The organism is Actinomycetospora succinea, assembly GCF_004363095.1.
Lineage (GTDB): Bacteria > Actinomycetota > Actinomycetes > Mycobacteriales > Pseudonocardiaceae > Actinomycetospora > Actinomycetospora succinea.
Genome location: NZ_SNYO01000006.1, coordinates 229,147 through 252,916 on the forward strand (window position 1 = coordinate 229,147; position 23,770 = coordinate 252,916).

The 23,770-nt window shown below is 69.6% G+C and carries 27 protein-coding genes and 2 tRNA genes; 17 read left to right on the forward strand and 12 right to left on the reverse strand.

Translation table 11 applies throughout. The features are described 5' to 3' along the window. Positions 1–5: 5 nt before the first annotated feature. On the reverse strand, positions 6–605 hold the full coding sequence (locus tag EV188_RS21220) for an ATP-dependent Clp protease proteolytic subunit (protein WP_133828384.1): 600 nt from the start codon (positions 603–605) through the stop codon (positions 6–8). A gap of 196 nt (positions 606–801) precedes the next feature. Then, a complete protein-coding gene (gene tig / locus EV188_RS21225; protein ID WP_133828293.1) occupies positions 802–2,331 on the reverse strand; it encodes a trigger factor in 1,530 nt (509 codons plus the stop codon). Positions 2,332–2,981: 650 nt separating this feature from the next. Between tig and EV188_RS21230 the strand changes: the two genes are divergently transcribed. Together EV188_RS21230 and EV188_RS21235 are read left to right on the forward strand one after the other, a co-directional pair. After that, positions 2,982–3,755, forward strand: a complete 774-nt coding sequence (locus tag EV188_RS21230; RefSeq protein WP_133828294.1) for a pentapeptide repeat-containing protein — start codon at positions 2,982–2,984, stop codon at positions 3,753–3,755. A gap of 8 nt (positions 3,756–3,763) precedes the next feature. After that, on the forward strand, positions 3,764–4,096 hold the full coding sequence (locus EV188_RS21235) for a YnfA family protein (protein WP_133828385.1): 333 nt from the start codon (positions 3,764–3,766) through the stop codon (positions 4,094–4,096). Here EV188_RS21235 and EV188_RS21240 read toward each other — a convergent pair. From EV188_RS21240 to EV188_RS21255, 4 genes are all read right to left on the reverse strand, one after another. After that, positions 4,077–4,433: a DUF4180 domain-containing protein gene (locus EV188_RS21240; protein ID WP_133828295.1), complete on the reverse strand. Its 357-nt coding sequence runs from the start codon at positions 4,431–4,433 to the stop codon at positions 4,077–4,079. The two genes, EV188_RS21235 and EV188_RS21240, sit on opposite strands and share 20 nt — an antisense overlap. 161 nt (positions 4,434–4,594) lie before the next feature. After that, the gene (locus EV188_RS21245; RefSeq protein WP_133828296.1) at positions 4,595–4,993 is read right to left on the reverse strand and encodes a cupin domain-containing protein; all 399 of its coding nucleotides are present in this window, start codon (positions 4,991–4,993) and stop codon (positions 4,595–4,597) included. Between the two features lie 198 nt (positions 4,994–5,191). Continuing rightward, positions 5,192–5,383 carry a hypothetical protein gene (locus tag EV188_RS21250; protein ID WP_133828297.1) on the reverse strand — a complete coding sequence of 64 codons (192 nt, stop codon included), beginning with the start codon at positions 5,381–5,383 and terminating at the stop codon, positions 5,192–5,194. Between the two features lie 459 nt (positions 5,384–5,842). Further along, positions 5,843–6,040, reverse strand: a complete 198-nt coding sequence (locus EV188_RS21255; protein WP_133828298.1) for a hypothetical protein — start codon at positions 6,038–6,040, stop codon at positions 5,843–5,845. A 553-nt stretch (positions 6,041–6,593) separates the two neighbouring features. Between EV188_RS21255 and EV188_RS21260 the strand changes: the two genes are divergently transcribed. The 3 genes from EV188_RS21260 to EV188_RS21270 all read left to right on the forward strand — a co-directional run bounded on the left by EV188_RS21260 (position 6,594) and on the right by EV188_RS21270 (position 10,768). Further along, entirely contained in the window at positions 6,594–8,081 is a 1,488-nt protein-coding gene (locus EV188_RS21260) for a rolling circle replication-associated protein (protein ID WP_133828299.1), read from the forward strand. A gap of 63 nt (positions 8,082–8,144) precedes the next feature. Beyond that, entirely contained in the window at positions 8,145–9,377 is a 1,233-nt protein-coding gene (locus EV188_RS21265; RefSeq protein WP_133828300.1) for an ATP-binding protein, read from the forward strand. Next, positions 9,377–10,768, forward strand: a complete 1,392-nt coding sequence (locus tag EV188_RS21270; RefSeq protein WP_133828301.1) for a DUF6414 family protein — start codon at positions 9,377–9,379, stop codon at positions 10,766–10,768. The genes EV188_RS21265 and EV188_RS21270 overlap by 1 nt, the downstream gene beginning before the upstream one ends. Before the next feature lie 91 nt (positions 10,769–10,859). On the opposite strand, the gene EV188_RS21275 is transcribed toward EV188_RS21270, so the two are convergent. The 3 genes from EV188_RS21275 to EV188_RS21285 form a co-directional block, all read right to left on the reverse strand. Continuing rightward, on the reverse strand, positions 10,860–11,603 hold the full coding sequence (locus tag EV188_RS21275; protein WP_133828302.1) for a hypothetical protein: 744 nt from the start codon (positions 11,601–11,603) through the stop codon (positions 10,860–10,862). Between the two features lie 230 nt (positions 11,604–11,833). Next, positions 11,834–13,348, reverse strand: coding sequence for a helix-turn-helix transcriptional regulator (locus EV188_RS21280; protein WP_133828303.1), 1,515 nt, complete (start codon positions 13,346–13,348; stop codon positions 11,834–11,836). 235 nt (positions 13,349–13,583) lie between these two features. Next, positions 13,584–13,967: a helix-turn-helix domain-containing protein gene (locus EV188_RS21285; RefSeq protein ID WP_133828304.1), complete on the reverse strand. Its 384-nt coding sequence runs from the start codon at positions 13,965–13,967 to the stop codon at positions 13,584–13,586. Between the two features lie 157 nt (positions 13,968–14,124). On the opposite strand from EV188_RS21285, the gene EV188_RS21290 reads away from it, so the two are divergent. The 8 genes from EV188_RS21290 to EV188_RS21325 are packed head-to-tail and all read left to right on the forward strand — an operon-like array spanning position 14,125 to position 18,378. Further along, positions 14,125–14,568 carry a hypothetical protein gene (locus EV188_RS21290; protein WP_133828305.1) on the forward strand — a complete coding sequence of 148 codons (444 nt, stop codon included), beginning with the start codon at positions 14,125–14,127 and terminating at the stop codon, positions 14,566–14,568. Continuing rightward, positions 14,565–14,921: a WhiB family transcriptional regulator gene (locus EV188_RS33025; protein ID WP_133828306.1), complete on the forward strand. Its 357-nt coding sequence runs from the start codon at positions 14,565–14,567 to the stop codon at positions 14,919–14,921. Before EV188_RS21290 ends, EV188_RS33025 begins: the two co-directional genes overlap by 4 nt. Further along, entirely contained in the window at positions 14,921–16,177 is a 1,257-nt protein-coding gene (locus EV188_RS21300) for a hypothetical protein (RefSeq protein WP_133828307.1), read from the forward strand. The genes EV188_RS33025 and EV188_RS21300 overlap by 1 nt, the downstream gene beginning before the upstream one ends. Then, positions 16,174–16,392: a hypothetical protein gene (locus tag EV188_RS21305; protein ID WP_133828308.1), complete on the forward strand. Its 219-nt coding sequence runs from the start codon at positions 16,174–16,176 to the stop codon at positions 16,390–16,392. Before EV188_RS21300 ends, EV188_RS21305 begins: the two co-directional genes overlap by 4 nt. Next, positions 16,389–16,619, forward strand: a complete 231-nt coding sequence (locus EV188_RS21310) for a hypothetical protein (RefSeq protein WP_133828309.1) — start codon at positions 16,389–16,391, stop codon at positions 16,617–16,619. The genes EV188_RS21305 and EV188_RS21310 overlap by 4 nt, the downstream gene beginning before the upstream one ends. Then, positions 16,616–16,966, forward strand: a complete 351-nt coding sequence (locus EV188_RS21315) for a hypothetical protein (protein ID WP_133828310.1) — start codon at positions 16,616–16,618, stop codon at positions 16,964–16,966. Before EV188_RS21310 ends, EV188_RS21315 begins: the two co-directional genes overlap by 4 nt. Positions 16,967–16,969: 3 nt before the next feature. Next, a complete protein-coding gene (locus tag EV188_RS21320) occupies positions 16,970–17,152 on the forward strand; it encodes a helix-turn-helix domain-containing protein (protein ID WP_133828311.1) in 183 nt (60 codons plus the stop codon). After that, positions 17,152–18,378 (forward strand): tyrosine-type recombinase/integrase, encoded by a 1,227-nt coding sequence (locus EV188_RS21325; protein WP_133828312.1) that lies wholly within the window; start codon positions 17,152–17,154, stop codon positions 18,376–18,378. Before EV188_RS21320 ends, EV188_RS21325 begins: the two co-directional genes overlap by 1 nt. A gap of 87 nt (positions 18,379–18,465) precedes the next feature. On the opposite strand, the gene EV188_RS21330 is transcribed toward EV188_RS21325, so the two are convergent. Further along, positions 18,466–18,539, reverse strand: a tRNA-Pro gene (locus tag EV188_RS21330). 394 nt (positions 18,540–18,933) lie between these two features. Here EV188_RS21330 and EV188_RS21335 point away from each other — a divergent pair. Continuing rightward, positions 18,934–19,007 (forward strand) — tRNA-Gly (locus EV188_RS21335). A gap of 28 nt (positions 19,008–19,035) precedes the next feature. Further along, a complete protein-coding gene (locus EV188_RS21340) occupies positions 19,036–19,419 on the forward strand; it encodes a VOC family protein (RefSeq protein WP_133828313.1) in 384 nt (127 codons plus the stop codon). On the opposite strand, the gene EV188_RS21345 is transcribed toward EV188_RS21340, so the two are convergent. Both EV188_RS21345 and EV188_RS21350 read right to left on the reverse strand, forming a co-directional pair. Further along, on the reverse strand, positions 19,367–20,353 hold the full coding sequence (locus EV188_RS21345) for a DMT family transporter (RefSeq protein WP_133828314.1): 987 nt from the start codon (positions 20,351–20,353) through the stop codon (positions 19,367–19,369). The genes EV188_RS21340 and EV188_RS21345 overlap by 53 nt on opposite strands. Before the next feature lie 61 nt (positions 20,354–20,414). After that, positions 20,415–21,587 (reverse strand): serine hydrolase domain-containing protein, encoded by a 1,173-nt coding sequence (locus EV188_RS21350; RefSeq protein ID WP_133828315.1) that lies wholly within the window; start codon positions 21,585–21,587, stop codon positions 20,415–20,417. A 108-nt stretch (positions 21,588–21,695) separates the two neighbouring features. Here EV188_RS21350 and EV188_RS21355 point away from each other — a divergent pair, with 108 nt between their 5' ends. Next, complete coding sequence (locus tag EV188_RS21355) at positions 21,696–22,244, forward strand: DinB family protein (RefSeq protein WP_133828316.1); 549 nt, start codon at positions 21,696–21,698, stop codon at positions 22,242–22,244. A gap of 29 nt (positions 22,245–22,273) precedes the next feature. Next, entirely contained in the window at positions 22,274–23,764 is a 1,491-nt protein-coding gene (gene wsfD / locus EV188_RS21360) for a glycan biosynthesis hexose transferase WsfD (RefSeq protein WP_133828317.1), read from the forward strand. The last annotated feature ends 6 nt before the right edge of the window (positions 23,765–23,770 follow it).

The window sequence follows — 23,770 nt, forward strand, 5'->3', positions numbered from 1 at the left end:
CTGTCTCAGGACTGACCGTTGCCGTTGCTGGACGGCGTCTCGCTCGCGCGGGTGACCACGTGGTCGATGAAGCCGTACTCGAGGGCCTCGTAGGGGTCGAACCAGCGGTCGCGGTCCGAGTCCTCGGTGATGCGCTCGAAGGTCTGGCCCGTGTGCTGGGCGATGAGCTCGGCGAGCTGGCGCTTGAGCTTCTTCATGGACTCGGCGCGGATCGTGATGTCCGATTCCGTGCCGCCGAGGCCGCCGGAGGGCTGGTGCATCATGATCTGCGCGTGCGGCAGCGCGAGGCGCTTGCCGCGGGCCCCCGCGGAGAGCAGGAACTGCCCCATCGAGGCGGCGAGGCCCATCGCGACCGTGGAGACGTCCGGCTCGATCCACTCCATGGTGTCGTAGATCGCCATGCCCGCGGACACGGAGCCGCCGGGCGAGTTGATGTAGAGCGTGATGTCGCTCTTCGGGTCCTCGGCCGAGAGGAGCAGCAGCTGGGCCGAGATCTGGTTGGCGATGGTGTCGTTGACTTCCTGGCCCAGGACCACGATGCGCTCCCGGAGGAGGCGCTCGTAGACCGAGTCGTTGAGCGACATCGACCCGCCGGCGGTACGCATGACCGCCCCGGCGGGGTCGGAGAGGTGCTGGCTCACCAGTGTCCCTGCTTTCTTCGCTGAGGTGATCTTCTCGGGCGTCGGTCGGGCCCACCGACCTCGACAGTAACCACCGGAGCGGGCCGGACAGTCCGTCGACGGGCCGTGTTCGCTCCTGGCCGATGGATCGGCCAGGAGCGTGGGCCGGGCGCGCCGGGGGTCAGGCGCGCGACGTGGAATCCGGCGCGCCGACGACCTCGGTGTCGGCCTCGTGATCGGTGCCGGCGTCGGCCTCCACCTGCGAGCTCGGCGAGTCCGGGTCGCTCGCGTCGGAGTCGGCGTCGGCGACCTGGGCGGCGTCGTCGGTGGGGCCGGCCGCGGCGTCGGCACCCTCGACGACCGGGGCGTCCTCGTCGGACTCCTCGGCACCGGCGGTGCCGAACAGCTCCGAGAGGTCGACGTCCGAGCCGCCGGGCCCGGTGATCGTCGCGGACTGGACGACGGTGGCGAGCGCCTTGCCGCGGCGGACGTCGGCGAAGATCGCACCGAGCTGGTTGGCCTGCTGCGCCTGCTGGATGTACTCCTCGGGGCTCACCCCGAAGCGCTGGGCCTGCATCATGATGCGTTCCATCAGCTCGTTCTGCTCGACCTGGACGTTCGCCTCGTCGGCGATCTTGTCGAGGAGCAGCTGGGTCTTCACGGCCTGCTCGGCGTTGGTGCGCAGCTCGGTGTCGAACTCCTCGCGGGTCTGGCCCTGGGACTCGACGTACTCGGTGAGCCGCGCCTCGTCGTGGTCGAACTCGTGGACCGCCTCGTGGGCGCGGACCTCGACCTCGGACTGCACGACCGACTCGGGCAGCGGGACGTCGGCCGCCTCGAGCAGGGCGTCGAGCACGCGGTCGCGCGCCTGGCTGCCCTGCTCCATCTTCTTCACGCGCGAGTAGCGGGTGCGCAGGTCGTCCTTGAGCTCGTCGAGCGTGTCGAACTCGCTCGCGAGCTGGGCGAACTCGTCGTCGGCCTCGGGGAGCTGGCGCTCCTTGACCGTCTGCACCGAGACTGTGACCTCGGCGTCCTTGCCGGCGTGGTCGCCGGCGACGAGCTTCGTCGTGAACTGCTTGGTCTCGCCGGCGCTCATGCCCTCGAGCGCCTCGTCGAGGCCCTCGATGAGCTGGCCGGAGCCGACCTCGTGGGACATGCCGGTCGTCTGCGCCTCCTCGACGGCCTCGCCGTCGACGGTGGCGGACAGGTCGATGACGACGAAGTCGCCGTTCTGGACCGCGCGCTCGACGCCCGTGAGCGTGCCGAAGCGTGCCTGCAGGCCCTTGAGCTGCTCGTCGACGTCGTCGTCGGTGACCTCGGCGTCGTCGACCTCCACGGCGATCGAGGTGTAGTCCGGCACCGTGATCTCGGGCCGGATGTCGACCTCGGCCGTGAAGGCGAGCTTGTCGCCGTCCTCGATCTCGGTGACCTCGATGTCGGGCTGGCCCAGCGGCTGGACCTCGGCCTCGGTGACGGCCTCGCCGTACTTGGCGGGCACGGCCTCGTTGACGACCTCCTCGAGGACGACGCCGCGACCCAGGCGCTGGTCGAGGATGCGCGCGGGCGCCTTCCCGGGGCGGAAGCCCGGGATGCGCACCTGCTGCGCCATCTTCTTGTAGGCCTTGTCGAAGTTGGGCTTGAGCTCGTCGAAGGGCACCTCGACGGCGAGTTTGACGCGCGTCGGCGACAGGTGCTCGACGGTGGACTTCACTGGTCGTCTCTCCTCGGGGCAGGGCCATCGTGCGCTCGTGCGGTGACCTGCCCGCAACCCCAGGGCGTACGGGCGGATCGGGTCCGTGGCGTGACGCGGGAGGCCGTCCTCACCGCTCACGGTCGAGGAGCACCGGAGACCCGGTGCCTGTACCTGCTGACGCGCCCGCCCGGGCGTGGCGGCGAGTCTAGACGTGACCCCCGACCGTTCGCCGTGGCGGCCGTCCGGACGGGCCACGACGGCGCGTCGGAGACCCCCGTCGGGGCCCGGGACGGCCCGGACACCGCCCGACTCTCCGTGACGACCGCCGATCTCACCGTCACGGCAAGGACCGCGGACGGAGGTCGTCGCGAAACGCCGCCCGTCTCCGGTACCGGACGGCGCGTCGCTCGTCCGGGCCGCGACACGCCGAGGAATGCCACCGTTCGGAGGACAGCGCACCTCCCCACCGCGGCACGGGACACGTCCGGTCCCGACTGGCACGGTGGGGTCCGCCCCGCACACCGCTCCCCGTCGCGGGGCCCGCCATGAGGAGAGGGACATGAGCCCCATGAAGAAGATCCGCAACAACATCGAGCGCGCCCTCGAGACGTTCGAGGTCCTCGCCGGCTACGGCACCAAGCGCCGCAAGCGCGCTCGGCGATGACGGTGTGACGGCGTCTCCCCCGAGGTCGGCGGACTGCTCCCGCTGCCTGGCGCTGTGCTGCGTCGGGCCGTCGTTCGCCGCCTCGGCCGACTTCGCCGTCGACAAGCCCGCCCACACCCCGTGCCGGCACCTCCGGGCCGACGACGGGTGCGGCATCCACGACCGGCTCCGTTCCCGCGGCTTCCCGGGCTGCGCGGTGTTCGACTGCTTCGGCGCCGGCCAGCAGGTCGTGCAGGTGACCTTCTCCGGCGCCCGGCGGCGGGTGCCGTCGATGTTCGACGCCCTCGAGGTCCTGCGCCCGTTGCACGAGGTCCTCGCCCTGCTCGACGAGGCCGCCTGGTCGCCCGTCGGCGACGACGCGGTCGGTCTCCGCGATCGCGTCGAGGCGATGGTGGCGCTGCCCGCCGACGCCCTCGGCGACGTGGACGTGGGCGCCGTGCGCCGGGAGGCGGGCGCGCTGTTCGACGACCTCGTCGCGGCCGCGCACGCCGGACGGCCGGGCACCGACCTGCGGGGCGCCGACCTCCTCGGCGACGACCTGCGGCGTCGCGACCTGCGCTCGGCCCGGCTGCGCGGCGCGCTGCTCGTCGGCGCCGACCTGCGGCGCGTCGACCTCGACCGCGCCGAGCTGCTCGGTGCCGACCTCCGTGGCGCCGACGTCCGCGGCGCCCGCCTCGCCGGCGCGCTGCTGCTCACGGCCCCGCAGCTCGAGGCCGCCCGCGGCGACGGCGACACGACCGTCCCGGACCACCTCGGACGGCCCGCGCACTGGGCCTGACTACCGTCCTGCCGGTGACCGCTCGCTCCATCGCGCTGTTCGTCCTCGCCGCGGTCCTCGAGATCGGCGGCGCGTGGCTGGTGTGGCAGGCGATGCGCGAGGGCCGGGCGTGGTGGTTCGCGGCGATCGGCGTCGTCGCCCTCGGCCTGTACGGGTTCGTCGCCGCGTTCCAGCCCGACGCCGCCTTCGGCCGGGTCCTCGCCGCGTACGGCGGGGTGTTCGTGGCGGGCTCGCTGGCCTGGGGCGTGGTGCTCGACGGCTACCGGCCGGACCGCTTCGACCTGCTCGGCGCCGCGATCTGCCTCGTCGGCGTCGGCGTGATCATGTACGCGCCGCGCTGAGGCGCTGCTCGAGCTCCGCGAGGTCGGCGACGAACCAGAGCTCGCGGCCCTCGTTGGCCTCGCGGACCCAGTCGTCGACCGGCCCGGACGTCTCGCCGAGCGCGCCGACCACCACCAGGCGCAGCCGGTAGTTGACGAACTTCTGCACGATCGCGCCGGCCACCCCGCTGGAGAGCTGCGCGAACGCCGGGTCCAGGCGCTCGACGGGGATCGCGACGACGTCGACCTCCGTGCCGTACGTCTGGCCGATGACGTCGAGCGCGCCCGCCTCGTCGCCGATCGTCGGCCCCTCGCGGTCGAGGACCAGCACGGGGACGCCGCTGAGCTCGGTGTTCACGGGGCCGATCCTCCCGGACGGCGCGAGCCGTTTCGCCGGGATGGAGTGGCGGCCCTGCCGGTGAAGAGCCACCTGTCACGGCAGGGCCGCCCCGAGCGGCTGCTCGCGTGAACCGCCGGGCCATGGTGCCCGGTCGCCCCGCGCGGCCCGGACACCGGGCATCACATCGTCGGCGCGTGCGGGTCGCTGTCGTCGCCGACGAAGTGGATGTCGAACGGCTTGTTCGTCATGAACAGGAACGTGACGTCCTGGTCCTGCGTCGCGCCGTGCTGCATGACCCCGCCCTCGGGGAACCAGACGAAGCTGCCCGCCGGGTAGTCGCCCTGGTGGGTGTTGAGGACGCCCTCGAGCACGTAGACACCGTGGGCGCACGGGTGGCTGTGCCACGGGTTCGTGAAGCCGGCGCGGTAGACCATCTTGAGCACGGTCATGCCCGTCTCGGGGTCCTGGACCAGCGGGACGTGCTCGAGGTTCGCCTGGATGTACTCGACCGGGAAGCCCTGCCAGGCCTCCTGGGTCGTGTCGACGACGGTCAGCTCGACGGGCGTGCTCTTGGTCATGGGAGGAACCCTCGTGCGCCCGGGCCCGACCCCACAAGCCTCAGGACAGCCGCATGCCCTGCTCCGCGAGGGCCTCCCCCAGCAACCGGCGCGCGTCGATCATGCGCAAGGTGCCCGTCGCGGGCGTGATCGCTCCCGGTGCTCCGTGCACCACGTCAGATGTGGTCGACGGAGCACCTGTGGCGATCACTCGCCGCGTCACTCGTGCGCGCGACCGAAGCGCGCGTCGCGTTCCGGCCCCGGCGCGAGACCGTGGGGCCGGTGGGCGGGGTCGTCGGGCTGCCGCCGTCGCCGGCGGGCCCGGATCACCACGCTGATCAGGGCCGCGGCGCACGCGAGCACGGCGATCAGCAGGAACGGCCCGAGCAGGGCCGCGGTCCACTCGCCCACGCCGACCCCCGATCTCCGCGGGCCTCGCCGTGATCGACGGGTCGGCCTCACGCGGATCGATCGGCACCCCGCCACAGATCGGTGGCGGGGAGATCCTCTTCGGTGCGCCCGGCGGTCGTGTGCACGCCGGTCGGCACGGTCGGGGTGGCGGGATTCGAACCCACGGCCCCTCGCTCCCAAACTGCCTTCTGGCCTGGTGAAACGGTCTCGCGCGGTGGCGTGAGCAGGGGTCCCAGCCACCCGCGGACAGCCTCGGACTGGCCCAGCTCAGGGGCTGATGGTGCAGTTCTGGTGCACCTCGCGGTGCAGTCAGCTCCAGCCGCGGGCGACGGCCCAGAGCGAGAGTCCGCGGCCCTCACGGCGGAAGGCGAGCCAGGTCCGGAACGTCCGCATGACGAGGAACGGTGCCCTGATGTCGGCAGGCTGTCTATCGAACGCGTGTTCCCTGTGGGCGGACGGCTACGCGGGGGCCTTCGCCGAGCGGTACCGGATCGTCGTGATGCTCGTCCAGGCGGCGACCGTGACCGCGCTCAGCGCCACGCTGAACCACCAGTCACCGCCCTCCCTGAGGGCCATGACGAGCTGAAGGACGCCGGTGGCCACGAACAGGGCCAGGAGCACGAGCCCCGCCTGCCAGGTCATCAACGCCTTCCCCATGACGCGGACTTTACCGTCACGCGGCTCCTCGGGTCAGCCGTCGTCCTCGACACCGGGACCCACGACGGTGTCTCTCCCTCGGCGGCGCGGGGTCGCCTCGGACGGACCGGACGTGCGGGCGCAAGGGCCACCATCAGCTACCCGGGTGCCATCTCGTGCTCGAGCTGGGCCCTTGCGGTTGTGCGGCCGGGCTGTCAGACCCCGGAAGCGCCGGCGAGGGAGAGACACCGACCCGACCACCACCGCACTCCCTACCCGCTCGCGACTCGCACCCCCTCTCCTGAGGCCGGTGCCCTGGTCCAGGGCGGAGCGCCTGGCCGCCGGAGGCCAAGGCCCCTTGCTCCGGTCCTCGCTGATCTGACCTCGTCCGTCTCGTCCGTCGCCGTCGCGCCCGTGCAGCTCTGACCGTCAGGGCTGCCACCCGGCGGCGGCCCCTCCCGCGCAGCACCTCCCACCGCAGGAACCCGAGGGCTCCTGTGGCGATGCCGCGCGTCTGCAGACGGTCCGGCAAGCAGCACCGGTGTGACGGCCTCCCGCTCGTGGAGGCGATCCCGTGCCCGACTCCCCCAACCCGTTCCGTCGATCCGTCGACCGCGGGCCCTCGTCGCTCTCGGCGCGCTCGTCGCCGGGGTTCGCGTCGTGGTGTGCGACCCGGCGCACCGATCCCTGGCGCACGTACACGCCTCCCGCCGCTGCCTCGCCGTCCCTGGCGGCCGTGGGAGGCGAGGCCGGCCCGCCGGCGCGGGTCGAAGACAGGAGCGGCCGGCGGAAGCCGGCCGCGCCCGACCCGGCCGCCCCGGTCGCCGAAGGCGGCCGGCATGGGCTTGTTCTATGTGCCATATCGGGCCGCGGGACCCCGAACACCACCGACACCGACCCCGCAGACGCCGAGCCCGAGACCGTCCAGACACCGGCGGTGCCGGACTCGGCGGCCGGACTGTGGGAGCCGGCGTTCCCCTCCCCCGAGCTCGTCCACGCCGCCGCCGCGCTGCTGCCCGCGATCACGGAAGCGCCCGGGACGCTCGCAGAGGGTCCGCGATGGGAGCTGACCGTCGGGCCGGGCATGTTCGCCGTGGCCTGCCACGACTGGTCGAAGCGAGAGCGCACCGCCGAACGGCAGCGGCAGGCCCACGCCAAGGACGTCGACCAGGCGGTGGCCCAGCACATCGCCACCGGCGAATGGCCGGCGCCGCCGACCCCGCGGCAGCCGATCACCGGGTGGTCGCGCAAGTCCCGGAACGGCATGGTGCGCCGGCTCTGCGAGCTGGACTACACGCCGCTGTTCGCGGCCGGGCGGCTGCCCGCAATGGTGACGCTGACCTACCCCGGCGACTGGCTCACCGTGGTCCCCACTGGCGACGTGCTCAAGCGGCATATGAAGGCGCTGCGCAAGCGCTACGCCCGCGCCTGGGGCGAGGACTGGGCCGCGGTGTGGAAGCTGGAGTTCCAGCGCCGCGGCGCACCACACGTGCACATGCTCTGCACCCCGCCCCACGGCCGCGCGAAGACCACCGGCCAGACCTTCGCCACCTGGCTCTCCGCCGCATGGGCGGACGTCGTCGACCACCCCGACCCCGAACAACGCCGACGCCACGAACTCGCCGGCACCGCCCTGGACTACCGCGAAGGTCTGCGCGCGAAGGACCCGAAGCGGGTCGCGGCCTACTTCACCAAGCACGGCCTCCTGGCAGCGAAGGAGTACCAGCACGACGTCCCCTCCGAGTGGCAAGCGCCTGGCACCGGCCCCGGCCGCTTCTGGGGTGTCTGGGCGCTCAAGCGCGCGACCCGGACCGTCGCCGTCACCCCGGAGGTCGGCGTTCAAGCCGGCCGCATTGCTCGCCGCTGGGCCCGTGCTCAACGCCGCACCAAGATCGTTACACGGCCACGTGTCGAGCAGCCCACCGGCCGCATTCGGTACCGGCGCACCCGCACCCGCGTTCAGCTCATGACCAACGGCAACTGCGGCTGGGTCGGCGTCAACAACGGGCCTGCCTTCTCCTCTGCCCTAGCTGGCGCGGTGCGACACTCCCACGAAAAATAGGCGGGCAAAGGCAGGCTCCCCGCTGCAGGCACCCTCCCGACCCGGAACCTCACCCATCCTTGTATGGTCACCCGCACAATGTCTGGACTTTCAGGGATTCCGGCGAGGATCCGAGCGCTGTCAGACGACGAGCGCTACATCTACGCCGAGCTGATCACAGGCAAGATTGTGATCATCGAGTCGGACGCGGATGAAGACGAGTCGCCCTACACTGTAGGTGAGCTCCTATTGCTCTCCGACGCGCTGGAGATCGTAGACAGGCTGGCTCCACGAACTCTCTGGCCGACGTCTGACTCGGTTGGTGTAGTCAAGAAGATCAACCACGATAAGACGTTGGTCGAATTTGGAAGCGCGATTAGGGCCGTACCGACTCTTCAAGACGTCAAGTACGAAGTCGGAAATACCGTGGAGGCCGACGAAGTCTGGGGAGTCTCGACCGTACTGTCCGAGTTACCGATCTCGGTCTTTGATCGTGGCGACGAGGCCGACGACATCGAGCAATATATTGTAGAGCCAGATACGTACACGGATAGCCTCGACTCCTTCGGCGGAAGTGAAGCGATCAAGAATCGTGCGCAGAAGCTAGTAGAGGCGCCGATGTTGCATGCAGAGCGTCTTGAGAAGATTGGAGCAAAGAGTGTGAAAGGTGTGCTCTTCACGGGGCGCCCTGGAACTGGCAAGACCAAGCTAGCAAAAATTCTTGCGCATCGAACTGGCGCCACCCTATACGCCGTGAACGGCCCTCAAGTCTTCAACAAGTGGTACGGTTCGAGCGAGAAACTTGTGAAGAAGTTGTTCGAGCACGCAGCAGGGCAAGAAAAATCGCTCGTCTTCTTCGACGAGATCGATAGCGTGGCAGGACAACGCAACGATAGCTCTCACGAAGCGTCCAAGCGGGTAGTTGCTGCCCTCCTTACGGCCATGGACGGTCTAGGCGGAGGCTCGAATGTTGTCGTGGTCGCCACGACTAATCGGCCGCAAGATATTGACGAGGCGTTGAGGCGACCCGGTCGCTTCGATAGCGAGATCGAATTCACGTACCCGAACGAGCCCGACCGCCTACTCGTATTGCAAGCCGCTGGAAGGGGCATCGCAGTTACCGGCGCAATGCCTTTCGCCGAGATCGCGAGAGGCACGAGCGGGTGGAGCCAAGCCGACTTGGCGTCTATCTGGACAGAGGCCGCACTCTTTGCAGCAATAGACGGAAGAGAGAGTATTCGGGCAGAAGATTTCCGCCGAGGATTGCTGCAAGCAGCAGAGACGAGAAAGACCCGAAAAAGGCGAAAGGTCGACTGATGGCGTGGGTCCTATCATGGCGGCGACTGAAGCGATGGAGACGCCTGAAGGAGGCAGAAAAAGAAGCGAAGAACAACCCGCTGCGGGAATTCGTCTACCTCGACGAAACCAGCGTCTATAGCCTCTACTCGTCCAGGTTTGGACCGGTACCTAAGGAATACACCGATACAACCCAGCAGACGACACAGCGAGAGATCGGTGGAGAGGTTGGGCTCGACGTAGGGCCAGTCAAGTCCAAGACCACTCCGAAGTTCTCGGCCGGCAGGACGAGTAGCTCTCAGGTCCTGAGCAATGCGACCGTGCAAGCGATCTTCCGTGAGTGGCTTGATTTCGAGAGGTCGCATGTCGCCCTCCAGCCGCCCGCGAATAATTCAGACGTGCCCAGCCCGTCGACCGTTAACGAGCTAAAGAACGAGAAGAAGAGGGACGCAACACAATGCTGGTTCCTCTCACAGGACCAGTTGCGGCGCGGCCGAATCATTGAGATCGACGTCGAGCTCCAGACCGCCGAGATATATCGGATCAGTGCGATCTGCACGGAGCTCCTTCAGCTAGCGCAAGAGTCACCCGAGGTGTTTTCTGAGGCTCTTAGTTCTTTGCCGCAGGTAGAGTCTATGGCGAAGATGATCGAGCGATTCATGGTTGGCCTCGTGCCACTGCAGTGCAAGGCTAGAGACTATTCGGCACTTTACGTCGATGGAGCGCAATGGATCGTCCATAACGGCGCGTTGTTGTCGCTTCCCGAGCGACTCCGTGCTGAGGCACACCCTTTGTACCTGGCAGGCGTTTCTGACGTCGAGTGGTACTGGAAGGACATCAGGCAGGTTCTGTTCAGCCGATCCCGCGCTCGAGTACTCGTCCGCCTTGACAACGACCTGCTGGTGAGCAAGTGGAACCCTGTCAAGCTAGTTGAACTTCTTCGCGAACTAAGCCCATCGCTAGCGCACGACCTGAACGATAGCTTGCGCGTTGGAGTCGATGCGGCCATGAGCGCCGCCCATCGACAAGCCCCACTTCAGATAGGCGCAGCGGAAGCAAAGCGTGTCGCGCTCCAAGAGTACGGAAATCGGCTGGCGGATCGCAACAACCCCACTGTGGCCGGTCAGTTCGATAAGTTCGATGAAGAACTTAGAAACCTGATTCCTCCGCTTACTGACCGCATGGTCTCAGCGGACGACGAACGGAATGCGTATTCCTCCATTGAGGACTTTGTAACTTCGTATTTCGGCGACGTCTTTACAGCGGAGCAGGCCGCCGAGATTCGGGAGGAGATAGCTTCGCGGACTACCGAACGGAGTACGCTCCATGCTGAGGACGACGGCATCGAGGCGGCCACAAGCACTCCAGACCCTCTCTTCTTGGAGTGTGAGTTCATCGCAATCTATTGGTAGACTATTGTCATTCATACAAGCGATATCAAAGTAGTCGCGAATCAGCTCGAGTGCGTACTTTGGCTGCATCGCTCCGAGCGGTCTACCGTGACTATGAACGATCTTGCGGGTCCAAACTGACGCCAACAACCATTCCAACAAGGTCCGCCGCGCGGCCAATATTTGCCATCGCGCGACGAGGTTCCAAGTCGAGCACATTATGAGCGAACTCATTTCGGACAAACGCGAACATTGTTCTCAGCTCGGTGCGCATTGTTCGAATCCATGACTCGCGATAGTTCCGGCTCTCCCGGAGCCGCTCGACGAATTCCTCGACCAGCTTCCAGCCGATTCGCCGGGAACCTAGCCGGTCCTTCATCGTTGCCTCAAGCATCACGCAGAGCTCCCGAAGAACTGTGTCGTAATACCTATGGCCCAAGAGAAGCCTCAGCCGATCCTCTCTCAACGAAGGCAAGATTAATTCTTCCGTCCAAATTTCCCCTACTCGGTCCCATCCAGATGTCGTCAACCTCAATCCTGAACCCGGAAACCCAGGAAACTCTCTTGAGCGTTCCCACCAGTCATCTTCATCTTCTTCTAATGCGAAGCGTTCTTCGTGACGCTCACGCACCCGACTCGGGATAAACTTGCCGTCAACAATGTAACCAAGAAGGTCTAAAGGGTCTCGATCGTCAAGCCTACGAATCGCTTCTTCGGTCAAGCTGCCCGTGACATCCGCGCGCAAGCTGTCCAGCCGACGCTCCTCGTAGTCGCGCTCCGAAATCCGCTCGACACCGGCGAGGAAACCCGCGTCGGCCGCCGCTAGCAAGTCTTCGTGCCACAGCGCGACGTACATCCTCTTTTCGCTGATCGGCCAGTTCGCCGAACCCTCTCCCTCGGAGGGTGCGAGCAGAAGGCATCTGTCGATGTCATCACAAACGTCAAACATCGTTCCTTCCGGAAAACACGCAAGTGACCGGAGAAGGATCGGGACTCCATGCTCGAGTGGATAAGCTGGCCAGTCGGCGTGGATCGCGATGACCCCAGCGCTTGTGAAACCGAGGAAACCAGGAGACGGATCGGAAGTCACCCTTGCCCCCTGGGAGCCGAAGCTCCGGCACCTAGCAGAAGACTCCGAAACTGCCAGGCCCGGTGAGCGGCTGTAGCGAGGCCCGGCGACATCAGTGCACGTTCTCGAAGATTCGAGATCGTGTTTCGTTCGAACGGTACTGTTCTGGCAGGGATGTAGCCTTCAGGATTACTGTCCACTAGGTGCCCGAAAATCTGATCGTAAACATTTGGCACAACGATGACCACTGTTAGAATGTCCGCCGCAAGAGTTGCGGCATCCTGGGAGAGACCAAGAAGGTACGCTCTTAGCGTGCCGTTAGCGTAAGCTTCATCTAACATGAAGAAGGGCTCGGAGTCGTAGTTAATGGGCCGGCCCGTTCCATCATACTCGGCGTGGCCCAGCAGCTCCTCCGCGCACTCTCGCTGGATATTGCGCCAGATGGAGAAGTCGTTGGCGATGGAGTCAGGCAATACTGAGCTAGGCTGGAAGATGCCGGCTGGTAGAAGGTGCAGCATTCTGCCGCCGCCGGCGACACTGGCGCCGTCGCGTTGATGCAAGACCATGCTTGGCGATTCGCCACCGCGTATTATCAAAGTTCCGATCGCGCCCATCACAGGACGACGGTGTAGGTCAAAGGGATCGCCGATGTGCTTGCGGAAGGACAGTCGGCGCCACGAGGGACGCCCGAGCTGATAGCTACCATCAGCGCCGGCGCGCCCATGGTGAAGCGCGGTCTCGTGTGCGACAGCTTCATTCGTATCGATGGCGTCGAAGAATCCCATCGAACCGAAACGCAGTTGCTCACTAGGCCGCGTCCAGTCGACATCGAGGAGTCGGAAGCACAGGCGGTTCTCGAACAGGCGTGGCGGGGCGAGGTCACGCACGGCGTGGCTGTACCGCTTGTAGCGATGCGTTGGTGAGGCCAGTGGCCGTACCAGCTCGGACTCGCGCTCCGAGCCCGTGATGGCCGGCTCCCCCGTGTCCTCCAGGCGGTCGAGCACCACCTGATGCAGCGGGATCGGCTCGGGCGGAAGCCACGAGGGGTGCGCGATGACGCCGGTGTTCTCTAGCCCCGGGACGCGATACTCGGGGTAGAGCTGCTCGGCCAGTACTGCGAGCGCGCGTCGCGAGCCGCCGAGCTGCTCGCGGACGCGCTTCCAGTCGGCCTGGTCCTTCGCCACCTGTGGGTCCTGCTCCCCCGGCGTCGACAGGATGGCCATCAGCTCGCCGGTCTCACCGCTGCTGCGCTGGCGAGGCGTCTCGGTGGGACGTGGCCGGCGGAACCCCAGCTCGTCGACCGCGACGCCGAAGTACTCGGCGAGCAGCCGGCGGTAGAACGGCTGGGGCCACTCGACCTCGCCGCGCTCCCACCGACCGATGGTCTTCTTCGTGATCTCCACCGGCCGGTCGAACTTCTCGTCCGACAGCATGCTTAAGGCTTCGGCGAGGTCCTGTTGGGACAGGCCGGCGTCTTCGCGCAGCGCGATCAGCTCGGTGTTCGCCGGGCGCACCGCGGCTGGCTGTCCCATGGGGCTCACGGTAGGCCGCACGGGCGTCCGGGATGGCCATGTCTCTCCGATGTCCCCGGTTCGGCCCCACGCCAGGTACGAGCTGGGACATCGCTGGGCTCGGATGATCTAGCGCGGACGACTGGACTTCTTGCCATGAGCGAGAACCGGTCACCGAGTGCGGCGAGGCCGCCGGCGGCACGTCGTCAGCGGCGGCTGCGCATGGTCGCGGAGCTGCGCGGCCAGGTCGAGGACGTCAGTCGCCAGACCGAGCGTCTCGCGCTGGCTCGTCGCCGTCAGCTAGCTGCTGCTCGATCGCGTCGAGGCGAGAACTCATGATCGCCAACGACTCTTTGATGGTCGCCAGCTCGGCCACGATCGGATCGTCGGCGTCCGGGTCCTCGGCCGGGTCTCGCCCGTCGGCCACCGCAGCCAGGTGGTCCGGTGACCATCCCAGCGCCTCGGACAAGGCCGTGAGTGTTCGCGGATTGCGCCGGCGCGCGCTGCTCGTGTCGTTCTGCAGCTGGCGGATCGTCGCCACGCTCACCTGCGAACGCTGCGAGAGCTCCTGCTGGGTCCATCCGAGCTCGGCCAGGCGGGTCTTGATCGCCACCGCGACCGCGGACCACTCCCCTGCCACCTGTGCCTCCTGGCGCCCGGCAACCGCTCTGACCAGCGCCGACTCTAGCGCTGGGACCAGCGCTCGGGCTCCTCCGACTCACCGCGGCCACTGTCGCTATTTCTTGCGCTATAGTTAGCGCTAGAACGACCGCTACCGACTGATGAGGACGAGTTCGATGCCCCAGAACTTCAAGATCGACCAGGCGGCCACCTTCGAGTCGCTGCTCTTCCTGTCCTGCGAGCCCAAGACGGCGTTCGGGGACAACTACCGGCAGGAGACCACCAAGGATGGTCTGCCCAAGTGGCAGTTCCAGCTCGCCGCCCGCTTCCGGCAGTTCGGGCGGGCCACCAACGAGATCATCAACGTGGGGATGGTCGCCGAGCAGGACCCGGGCCAAGACCTCATGCCGGCCACCCCGGTCCAGCTCGTCGGCTTCGAGATCGGCGTGATGGACAAGCGCAACCGAGACGGCGAGCCGGTCGGCGCGCAGGTCTGGTACCGGTGCGAGGAGGTCCGCCCTCTCACCGCCACGGGCCCGGCGCGCTCGGGCAAGCAGCCGGCCAACGCCGGCTCGTCCGCGTCGACCTCCGAGGCGGCCACCTCAGGAGCGCCGTCATGAGGTGGCAGACGCGTGCCGCGTGCCGCGACGCCGACCCCGAGTTGTTCTTCCCGCCCTCCGAGGACGACACCAGCACCATCGTCGCCCGCCACCGGATGGCCGTGGCCCCGATCTGCCAGGGCTGCCCGGTCGCGACCGAATGCCTGCGCTGGGCCCTGGACACCGGCCAGGACTACGGCCTCTGGGCCGCCACCACTCCCACCGACCGTCGGGCCATCCGCCGGGCCCGCCTGGCCGGCGTCCCGGACCCGGTCGCCGACTCGGACCCCATGTGCCCGGCCTGCTCGCTGCTGTTCGCCCTCCCGGCGGTGGACGGCGAGCTGTGCCCGACCTGCCGCGAGAGGACCCCCTGATGTCCATCGAGCACGTCCCACCCGCCCCTGGATGGCACCGCAGCGGCCGCACCCGCGGGCCCGCCGGCTTCCTGTCCCGCCACCGCGCCCGCCGCGCCCAGCGCGACTACGAGACCTCCGTCGTCGCCTTCGCCCACGCGCTGCGCGGGGAGTTCCGCGAGGCCTGCACCGGCCTGCACATCTGCCACTACGTCCAGGTCGCCGCCGGCATCACCGTCCGCACCCCGCGCGTCGGCGAAGTCCGACCCGGCCCGCCGCTGCGCTTCACCGTCGAGCTGCTGCCCGGCCAGGAACCCGGCGACTTCACCGCCAAGCAGAACGGACCCCGGCTCGCCCACACCCTCGGCGGCCACGGCCTGCGCGTCGAACCCCTCGCGGGACGCTGGGTCCGACTCGTCGTCCTCCAGCACGACCCGCTGCGTGACGGCTTCGGGCTCCCCTCCCTCACCGTCCCGACCGGCGCGGAGGCGGTGATCCTCGGGCGCACCGAGGACGGCATCACCCTCGGCCACGCGATCGCCGACCCGGCCCACCTCGGGGTGCAGGGCCAGAACGGCTCGGGCAAGTCCGCGTTCTGCTACGGCCTGCTCTCCCAGCTCGCCGCCGCCCCTGACGTCCTCGTGACCGGCTCCGACATCACCGGACTGCTGCTCGGCCGCGCCTGGGACGACACCATCCACCGACCCCACCAAGTCACCGGCACCCACGACCTCGCCGCGCACGCGGTACTGCTGGAAGACCTCGTGGCCGAGATGGACCGCCGACTGACCGCCATCCCGCCCCGTCAGGACAAGATCGAGCCCACTGCCGAGACACCGACGGTCCTCGCGGTGCTCGAGGAGTTCCCCGGCCTGCTCCGCGCCGCGGACGCGCTGCCCAAGCCCAAGCGTGGCGAGGGTATCCCGGTCGGCGACCGCATCCGTACTGCCGTAGTGCGACTGCTCTCCGAGGGCCGCAAGGCCGCGTTCCGGGTCCTGATGCTCGCTCAGCGCTTCGAAGCCACCGCCGTCGGTGGCGGCTACGCCCGCGACCAGTTCGCCCTCCGGCTCTCCTTCCGCGTCCCCGCGGACTCGCTGGAGATGCTCCACGGCACCGACGCCCGGCCCCTCGGCCAGGAGCACGCCAACGCCGACCCCGGCGTCGCCTACCTCTCCGGGCTCGGCCGCGACTGCGAGCGCATCCGGGTGCCCTACCTCGGCGACTACGCCGAGTACTGCGACCGCATCGCCACACACGGACGGCGGGCCGAGTCATGAGCACCCCGAAGGCGCCCACCGTGCCGCGAGTCTGGGCCGCGAACATCGCCGCCGTCATCGACGCCGGCCGCGCCGTTCTCGTGTTCCGGCTGGCCCACCACCCCGACGACGTCGTCGAGGTCGCGATGACCGCCGAGGACGCGGCGCTCCTCGCCAAGACCCTCGACGGCACCGCGCGCTACATGACCGACGGCGCTCACGAGGAGTCGTCATGAACCTCATCGCCATTGTGATCATCGCCGGGCTGGTCACGGCGCTGCTCGTCAAGAGCCGCCGCGCCGCCCCGGCGCTCGTGTCGGGCGTCGTGAGTCTGGTCCTGCTCTTCGCCGCCTTCCCGACGCTCGGCCCGGCGGTGTCGAGCAGCGCCGGCGAGTTCGCCCACCAGCTCGGCGCCGCTACCGATCGCGCCGCCGACGTCCCGCCGCAGGAGGTCCAGCGATGACCCACCTCGTCGCCCGCGACATCGAGCGCGCCGCCGACGCAGTCCGCAGCGCCAACCACGCGACCATGCGCAGCCCGATCACCCCGCCCGACGCCTACGACGTCGTCGGCGGCCTCGCCGATCTCGCCCGGCGGGTGCCGCAGCTCGTCGAGTTCCTGACGCGCGCGATGAGCGCCGCCGAGCCCGCCGAGTACTTCGACGACCGCGGCGGCGAGACGCGCCTGACGCTGCACGTCGCGTCGACCGGGCTGTGGTGCGCACGCCACGACCTCACCGAGCTGGCCTTCCACCTCGACCAGACCCACAACGCCCTCGGCCACCTCGGCCGCCACACCCCGGAGGACTGACCCATGGAACCGATGCTGTTCACCGCCGAAGAGGCCGCCGAGATTCTCAAGATCGGCCGGTGCAAGGTCTACGACCTGCTCCGCAACCAGGACCTCCGCTCCATCAAGATCGGCGGCTCGCGGCGCATCCCGCGCACGGCGCTGGAGGAGTACGTCGCCAGGCTCCTCGATACGGAGGCAGCCTGATGGCCGGCGCCGAGCGGGGCCGCAAGCGCAACGGCGAGGGAACGATCTTCCAGCGCTCCAGCGACGGCATGTGGGTCGGCGCCGCCTACGTCCACACCAGTGCCGGCGAGATCAAGCGCCGCCGGGTGTACGCCTCGACCTTCGAGGGTGTGCGCACCAAGCTGCTCAAGCTCCAGGCCGACGACCAGGCCGGCATCCCGGCGCCCGACCAACGCTGGACGGTCGCGGAGTACCTGGAGCGCTGGCTCGCCCAGGTGCAGGAGGAGAAGCGCGCCACGACGCACCGCGGGTACGAGTCCGCGGCGAGGCTGCACATCGTGCCGCTCCTCGGCGCCAAGCGCCTCGACCGGCTCACCGGCGCGGACGTCCGCCAGTTCCTCACCCGCCTCCGCGCCAAGTGCCTGTGCTGCGCCAACGGCTACGACAAGCACCGCGACGAGGAGGACCGGTGCTGCTCGGTCGGACGCTGCTGCGGGCGACACCCGTCGGTCCGCCAGGTCCAGTACGTGCACGCGGTTCTGCGGAACGCCCTCGGCAACGCGTGGCGCGAGGAGCTGGTCAGTCGCAACGTCGCTCAGCTCGTGAAGGTCCCGACACCGCGCTACAAGGTCGGGAAGGGCCTCACCGTCGCCCAGGTCCGCACGCTGCTCGACGCCGCGAAGGACACCCGCTGGCACTCGGCCTACGTGGTGACCGCGACCCTCGGGCTGCGGCGCGGTGAGCTGCTTGGGCTTCGCTGGCGAGACATCGACCTCGACGCCGGGACGGTCGATATCGCCCAGACCGTCCAGCGGGTGCAGGGCCGGCTGCTGGTCGAGAGCACCAAGACCGAGGCCTCGGAGGCGACGATTCCGCTACCGAAGGTCACGCGGAAGGCGCTGGAGGCTCAGCGCGAGCAGCAGGAGAAGGAGCGCATCGACGCCCGCGAGTGCTGGCGGGACCACGACCTCGTGTTCTGCACCCAGATCGGCACGCCGGTCGAACCTCGCGCGCTGAACCGGGACTTCGACAAGGTTCGTGCGCGCGCCGGCCTTCCCGGCGTCCGACTCCACGACCTGCGCCACACGGTGGTCACGCTGCTGCTCAACCTCGGCGTCCCGCCGCACATCGTGCAGGCGATCGCCCGGCACGCCGACGTGGACGTGACGATGTCGATCTATGCCCACCCGGACCTCGACGCGATGCGCCGGGCCATGGAGTCGATCGCGTGGGAGGAGGACCTGTGACCGGTGTTGGTGCAGTAATAGGTGCAGGTGCAGGCACACAGGGACCCGCGGCGGGTCTTCTGGACCCGTCCTCGCAGGTCAGGCCGGTCGGGGTGGCGGGATTCGAACCCACGGCCCCTCGCTCCCAAAGCGAGTGCGCTACCAAGCTGCGCCACACCCCGTGACGGTGAGTCTAGGGGCGGGGCGCGGGGACCGCGGAGGCGCCGCTGCCTCGCGGTCCGGTGTCGCGTCGGACCTAGTCGAGTCCGCGGACGATGTGGTCGTCGTCCACACGCTCGATCTTGTCGACGACCTCGATGGTGGTGCTCATGCCCGTCTCCCTCCTACGTTGCGGCTCCGTCTCCCCATGGTGGCGAGGAGTCGGCCCCTACCGTCGCGTATTCGTAGGACGTCACTCTTGGCTGATCGTTCCAGTCGATCGGTCAAGTTCCGTTCCTGATCGTTCACGAAGCCGTCGCGCGCCCGTCGACCGTCGTTCGGGGAGGGGACCCTCGACCCACCGGACAGGGCGGGGAGGCGGCATCCGCTACGGTGGAACAGGGCCGAGAGGCCCGCGCGGGCGTAGCTCAATGGTAGAGCCCCAGTCTTCCAAACTGGCTACGCGGGTTCGATTCCCGTCGCCCGCTCCACGGCGTCCGCGCAGGTCATCATGGGTCCGTGCCCACTCTCGGATCGTTCGTCCTCGGGACGCCGGACCCGCCGGCCCTCGCCGCCTTCTACCGCGACCTGCTGGGGTGGGTGATGGTCGAGGGCGCCGACGACCCGACGTTCCTGCGCCTGCGCTCGCCCGAGCGCGAGCGCCCGGGGCTGAGCTTCCAGCTCGAGCCCGACCACGTCGCGCCGACCTGGCCGCCCCGCGCGGGCGAGCAGCGGATGCACGCCCACCTCGACCTCCTGATCGAGCCCGACGCCCTCGACGCCGAGGTCGCCCGCGCCGCGGCGCTCGGCGCGACCCGGGAGGACCACCAGCCCGCCGAGGGCGTGGTGGTCATGCGCGACCCGCAGGGTCACCTGTTCTGTCTGTTCGTGCCGGGGGCGTGACGTCGGGGGCGCGCCGTCGCCCGAGCAGCCCGAGCCCGACGTACATGCCGACGAGCGCCACGGCGAGACCGGCCACGGCGTGCAGCGTGAGCGGCTCGCCGAGGATCGGGACGGCAGCGAGCGCGGTCACCGCCGGGACGAGGTTGAGCAGCGAGCTGACGTGCACCGTCGAGCGCCACCGCAGCAGCACGAACATCAGCACGAACGCGCCCGCCGAGTTCACGACCCCGAGCCACAGCGCGGTCCACCAGCCGGCGGCGTCGGTCGGCACCCAGGCAGCACCGAGGAACGGCATGGCGGCGGCGGTGACGACGAGCGAGGTCCCCATCTGCACCGCGACGCTCGTGGCGACGGGGGTGTCGTCGTTGAACCGCTTCTGGTACAGCGTGCCGGCGGCCATCGACAGGGCGCCGAGCACCGGCAGCACGACCGTCGCGCCGAGGTCACCGCCGAGGCGGTCGGACAGGACGATGTAGACGCCGCAGGCCCCGATGATCAGGCCGACGACGGGCGCCGCGCCGATCCGGGTGGAGAGCACCAGCGGCGTGAGCAGGCCGACGAGCAGCGGCGCCATGCCGAGCACGAGGCTCGTGACGCCGGCCGGGACGCCGGCCGCGAGCCCCGAGTAGCAGAACGCGAACTGCCCGACCTGCAGCAGCAGCGCGGTCACCATGAGGTGGACCCACGCCCGGCCGCGCGGCAGGGCGGGCCGCGACACGACGACGGCGACCAGCACCACGACCAGCGCGATGAGGAACCGCCACAGCAGCACCGTCGGCACCGCCATGTGCGCGGTGGCGATCTTGCCGACGACGAAGCCCGACGCGTAGACGGGCACGAACAGCGCGGACAGGACCGGGACGACCCAGCTCCGCGAGGGCCCCGTGACGCCGGCGGGCGGCGCCACGGGACCGGCGCGCCTGTCGCGGAGCATGTCCGTCAGTCCATAGCACCGCTAACGACAACGCAAACGGTCTCGCGTCACAGGGCGATCGTCAGAGGGCGGCGTAGAGCGCCGTCTCGAAGTCGCCGTAGAGCTTCCACGCCTCGTTCTCGGAGATGAACGGCAGCGAGTTGGTGTAGATCGACGCGCAGATGCCCGTCGTGCGGTCGATCCAGAAGTGCGTGTTGAGCAGACCCGCCCACGCCCCGCTCCACGCGCGACGCCGGCCGGGGACGTCCTCGGTGTTGAGCAGCAGCCCGTAGCCCCAGGTGAAGCCGGGTCCGAGGTGCAGGCTGTCGGTGGTCGCCGGGTCGGCGGTCGCGATCTCCTCGGGCAGCGGGATGCCGCCGAGCTGGTCGGAGAACGCGGCGTCGACGGTCTCCTGGCGCAGGATGCGCGCCCCGTCGAGCTCGCCGCCGCGCAGCAGGGCGCGCTCGAAGCGGATGTAGTCGCGCGGCGTCGAGTGCAGGCCGTGCCCGCCGGGCCACCACTCGGGGTAGTCGGGGAGGAAGTTGCCGGCCGACATCCACGCGCCGTCCTCGCCGCGCACGTGCACCGGGGTCTTGTTGCCCTGCCGGCCGTCGTCGAGGGCGAACATCGTGTCGTCCATGCCCAGCGGACCGGTGACGTTCTCCTTGATGACGACGTCGAGGGTCGTGCCCGCGACGGCCTCGACGACCTGGCCCAGCCAGTCGGTGTTGATGCCGTACTCGTAGCGCGTGCCCGGGTCGGCGATCATCGGCGCGAACAGGGCGCGCTTGTCGCCGGGGACGACGTTCGGCACGCCCGTCACCTGCTCGTAGCGGCCGATGTCGGCGTTCCAGAACCAGTAGCTCAGGCCCGAGGTGTGGGTGACGAGGTGCTTCACGGTCGCCTTGCTCGCGGGCGCGCGCAGCCGCGGGGTGTCGCCGTCGAAGCCCTCGAGGACCTGGATCTCCGCGAACGACGGGACGTACTCCTCGACGGGCGCGTCGAGGTCCAGCTCGCCGCGTTCCACCTGCTGCAGCGCGGTGGTCGTGGCGACCATCTTGGTCATCGACATGATCCGGAAGTGGGTGCCGCCCGAGACCTGGTCGGGCTCCCCGACGGCGCGCGGCCCGGCGCCGCCCTCGTAGAACACGCCGTCGGCGTCGGCGGCGATGGCCACGACGTGCGGCACGGCGCCGTCCTCGACCGCCCCCGCCAGCACCTTGTCGATCCCCGAACCGTCGATCGTCCTGCTCATGGTGTGAACCTCCTGGAGTGATCGTCGACACACAGTCTGGTGCGCCCACGCTCCTCCGTCCCCGTCCGACCGGACAGGGCCGTCGGACCCCGCCGCTACCGTCCCGCCATGACGCTGGACTGGAACGCGCTGCTGCTCGACCAGATCGACTTCCAGTGGCGCGGGGCGTTCCGGCCGCGCCTCGAGACGTTGACCGACGAGCAGTACCTCTGGGAGCCCGCGCCGGGCGCGTGGAGCGTGCGGCCCCGCGCGGAGGCGACGACGCCGATGGCCGCCGGCGCGGGCGACATGGTCATCGACTTCGCGTTCCCCGCCCCGGACCCGCCACCGGTCACGACGATCGCCTGGCGCCTGGGGCACGTCGTCGTCGGCGTGCTCGCGATGCGCGTCGCGGGCCACTTCGGCGGCCCGCCGGTCGACTACGCCACCCACCACTACGCCCCGACCGCGCGCGAGGCCCTCGACCAGCTCGACGACGCCTACGCGGCGTGGACCGCCGGCGTGCGCGGCGCCGACCTCGAGGAGCCGTGCGGGCCGAGCGAGGGCCCGTACGCGGCCGAGCCGATGGCGGTGCTCGTGCTGCACATCCACCGCGAGCTGCTCCACCACGGCGCCGAGATCGCGCTGCTGCTCGACCTGCACGGCGCCCGGAGCTGACCACCCGGGCTCGGGCATCATGGGCGCCGATGGCCACCGGGACGGCGGAGCAGACCGCGACCAGCGAGCCGGCTCGCCCCGACGGCTCCGTGCCCCGCCACCGTGCGCTGCTCGGCGTGGCGTCCGGTCTCGCCGCGAGCCTGCTCGTCGTGCTCGCCACCCGGCTGTTCACCCTCGGCGTCGAGGACAACGGCGACGGCTACCGCCTCTTCTGCGGCGCCGGCCTCACCCCGCTCACGATGGACGGCTACGCGAGCTGGCGCGGCGGGTGGACCACCGACTTCGCCGTCGGGCCCATCACCTGCGACGACCCGGTGCCGTCCTCGGCGCTCCTGCTCGCCCGCGCCACGACGCTCGTCACGCCGGGCACGTGGTCGCCGACCGTGCTGGGCTGGACCTACGCCCTGCTGGTCGGCCTCGTGGTCGGGCTCGGCGCCTGGGCCGCGTCGGCCGCCGGGCGCCGGCAGGCCCTGGTCGTCGCGGTCCCGGTCCTCCCCCTGGTCGCCGCCACGTTCCCCCGCTTCTTCGTCTCCACCTACAGCGAGCCCGCGGGCCTGCTCGGGTGCGTGACGACGGCGGTGGGGGTGGCCGCGCTGCTGGTGACCCGCCGGGAGCACCGGGCGGCGCGGGCCGTCGCGCTGACGCTGACCGCGGTCGGCGGGCTCGTCGCCACCACCGCGAAGGTCGCCTACATCCCGGTGCTCGGCGCGGCCGTCCTCGTGTGCGCGCTCGCCGCGGTCGGCGTCCGGCGGCCCCGCGTCGTCGGCCCGGTCGTCGCGCTGGTGACCGTGGTGCTCGCCGTCGCGCCCGTGGTCGCCGCGCTCGACCGCCAGGAGCAGGCGTACGCGCCCGTCAACGCCCACGACCTGGTGTTCACCACGGTCCTGCTCGAGCTCGGCCCGTCGGCGACCTCGCCGCTGGGCCTGCCGCCCCAGGCCGCCGCGCTCACCGGCAACGGCTACTTCAACGGTCCCCCACGCCCCGACGGCGTCCCGTGGTGGGAGGGCGCGATCCTCGGCCGGCCCGCCGAGACGCGGCGCGCGGCGCTGCTCCTGCTCGCCGAGAACCCGGCGGCGGCCGCGCGCGCGGTCGGCGTCGGCCTCCAGGCGACCACGCTCGCCGACCTCCCCTACCTCGACGCCCTGCCCGCCCCGTCCAGCGCGCCCTCGTCACCCGACGGGCACCCGGGCTGGTCGGGGGCGCGCCAGCCCGACCTCGCCCAGGTCCTCGCCGACACCCGCCGCCCGCCGTGGCTGCCGACCGCGCTGGTGGTCGTCGCCCTCGCCGCGGCGGCGACCGCGCGCTGGCAGGGGCGCGCCGGGCGCTGGTCGCTCGCGGCGGGACTCGCCGCCGCGACCGCGCTCGGGCTCGTCGTCGTCGCGGTGGCGGGCGACGGCTACTTCGAGATCTTCAAGCACGTGTGGCTCGCGGCGTACCTGCTCGCACTCGCCGGGTTGTCGCTGGCCGGGGCGGTCGCGACCGCGGTGCTCACCCGATGGAGGGCCCGCGGTTCGCGGTAGGAAGGA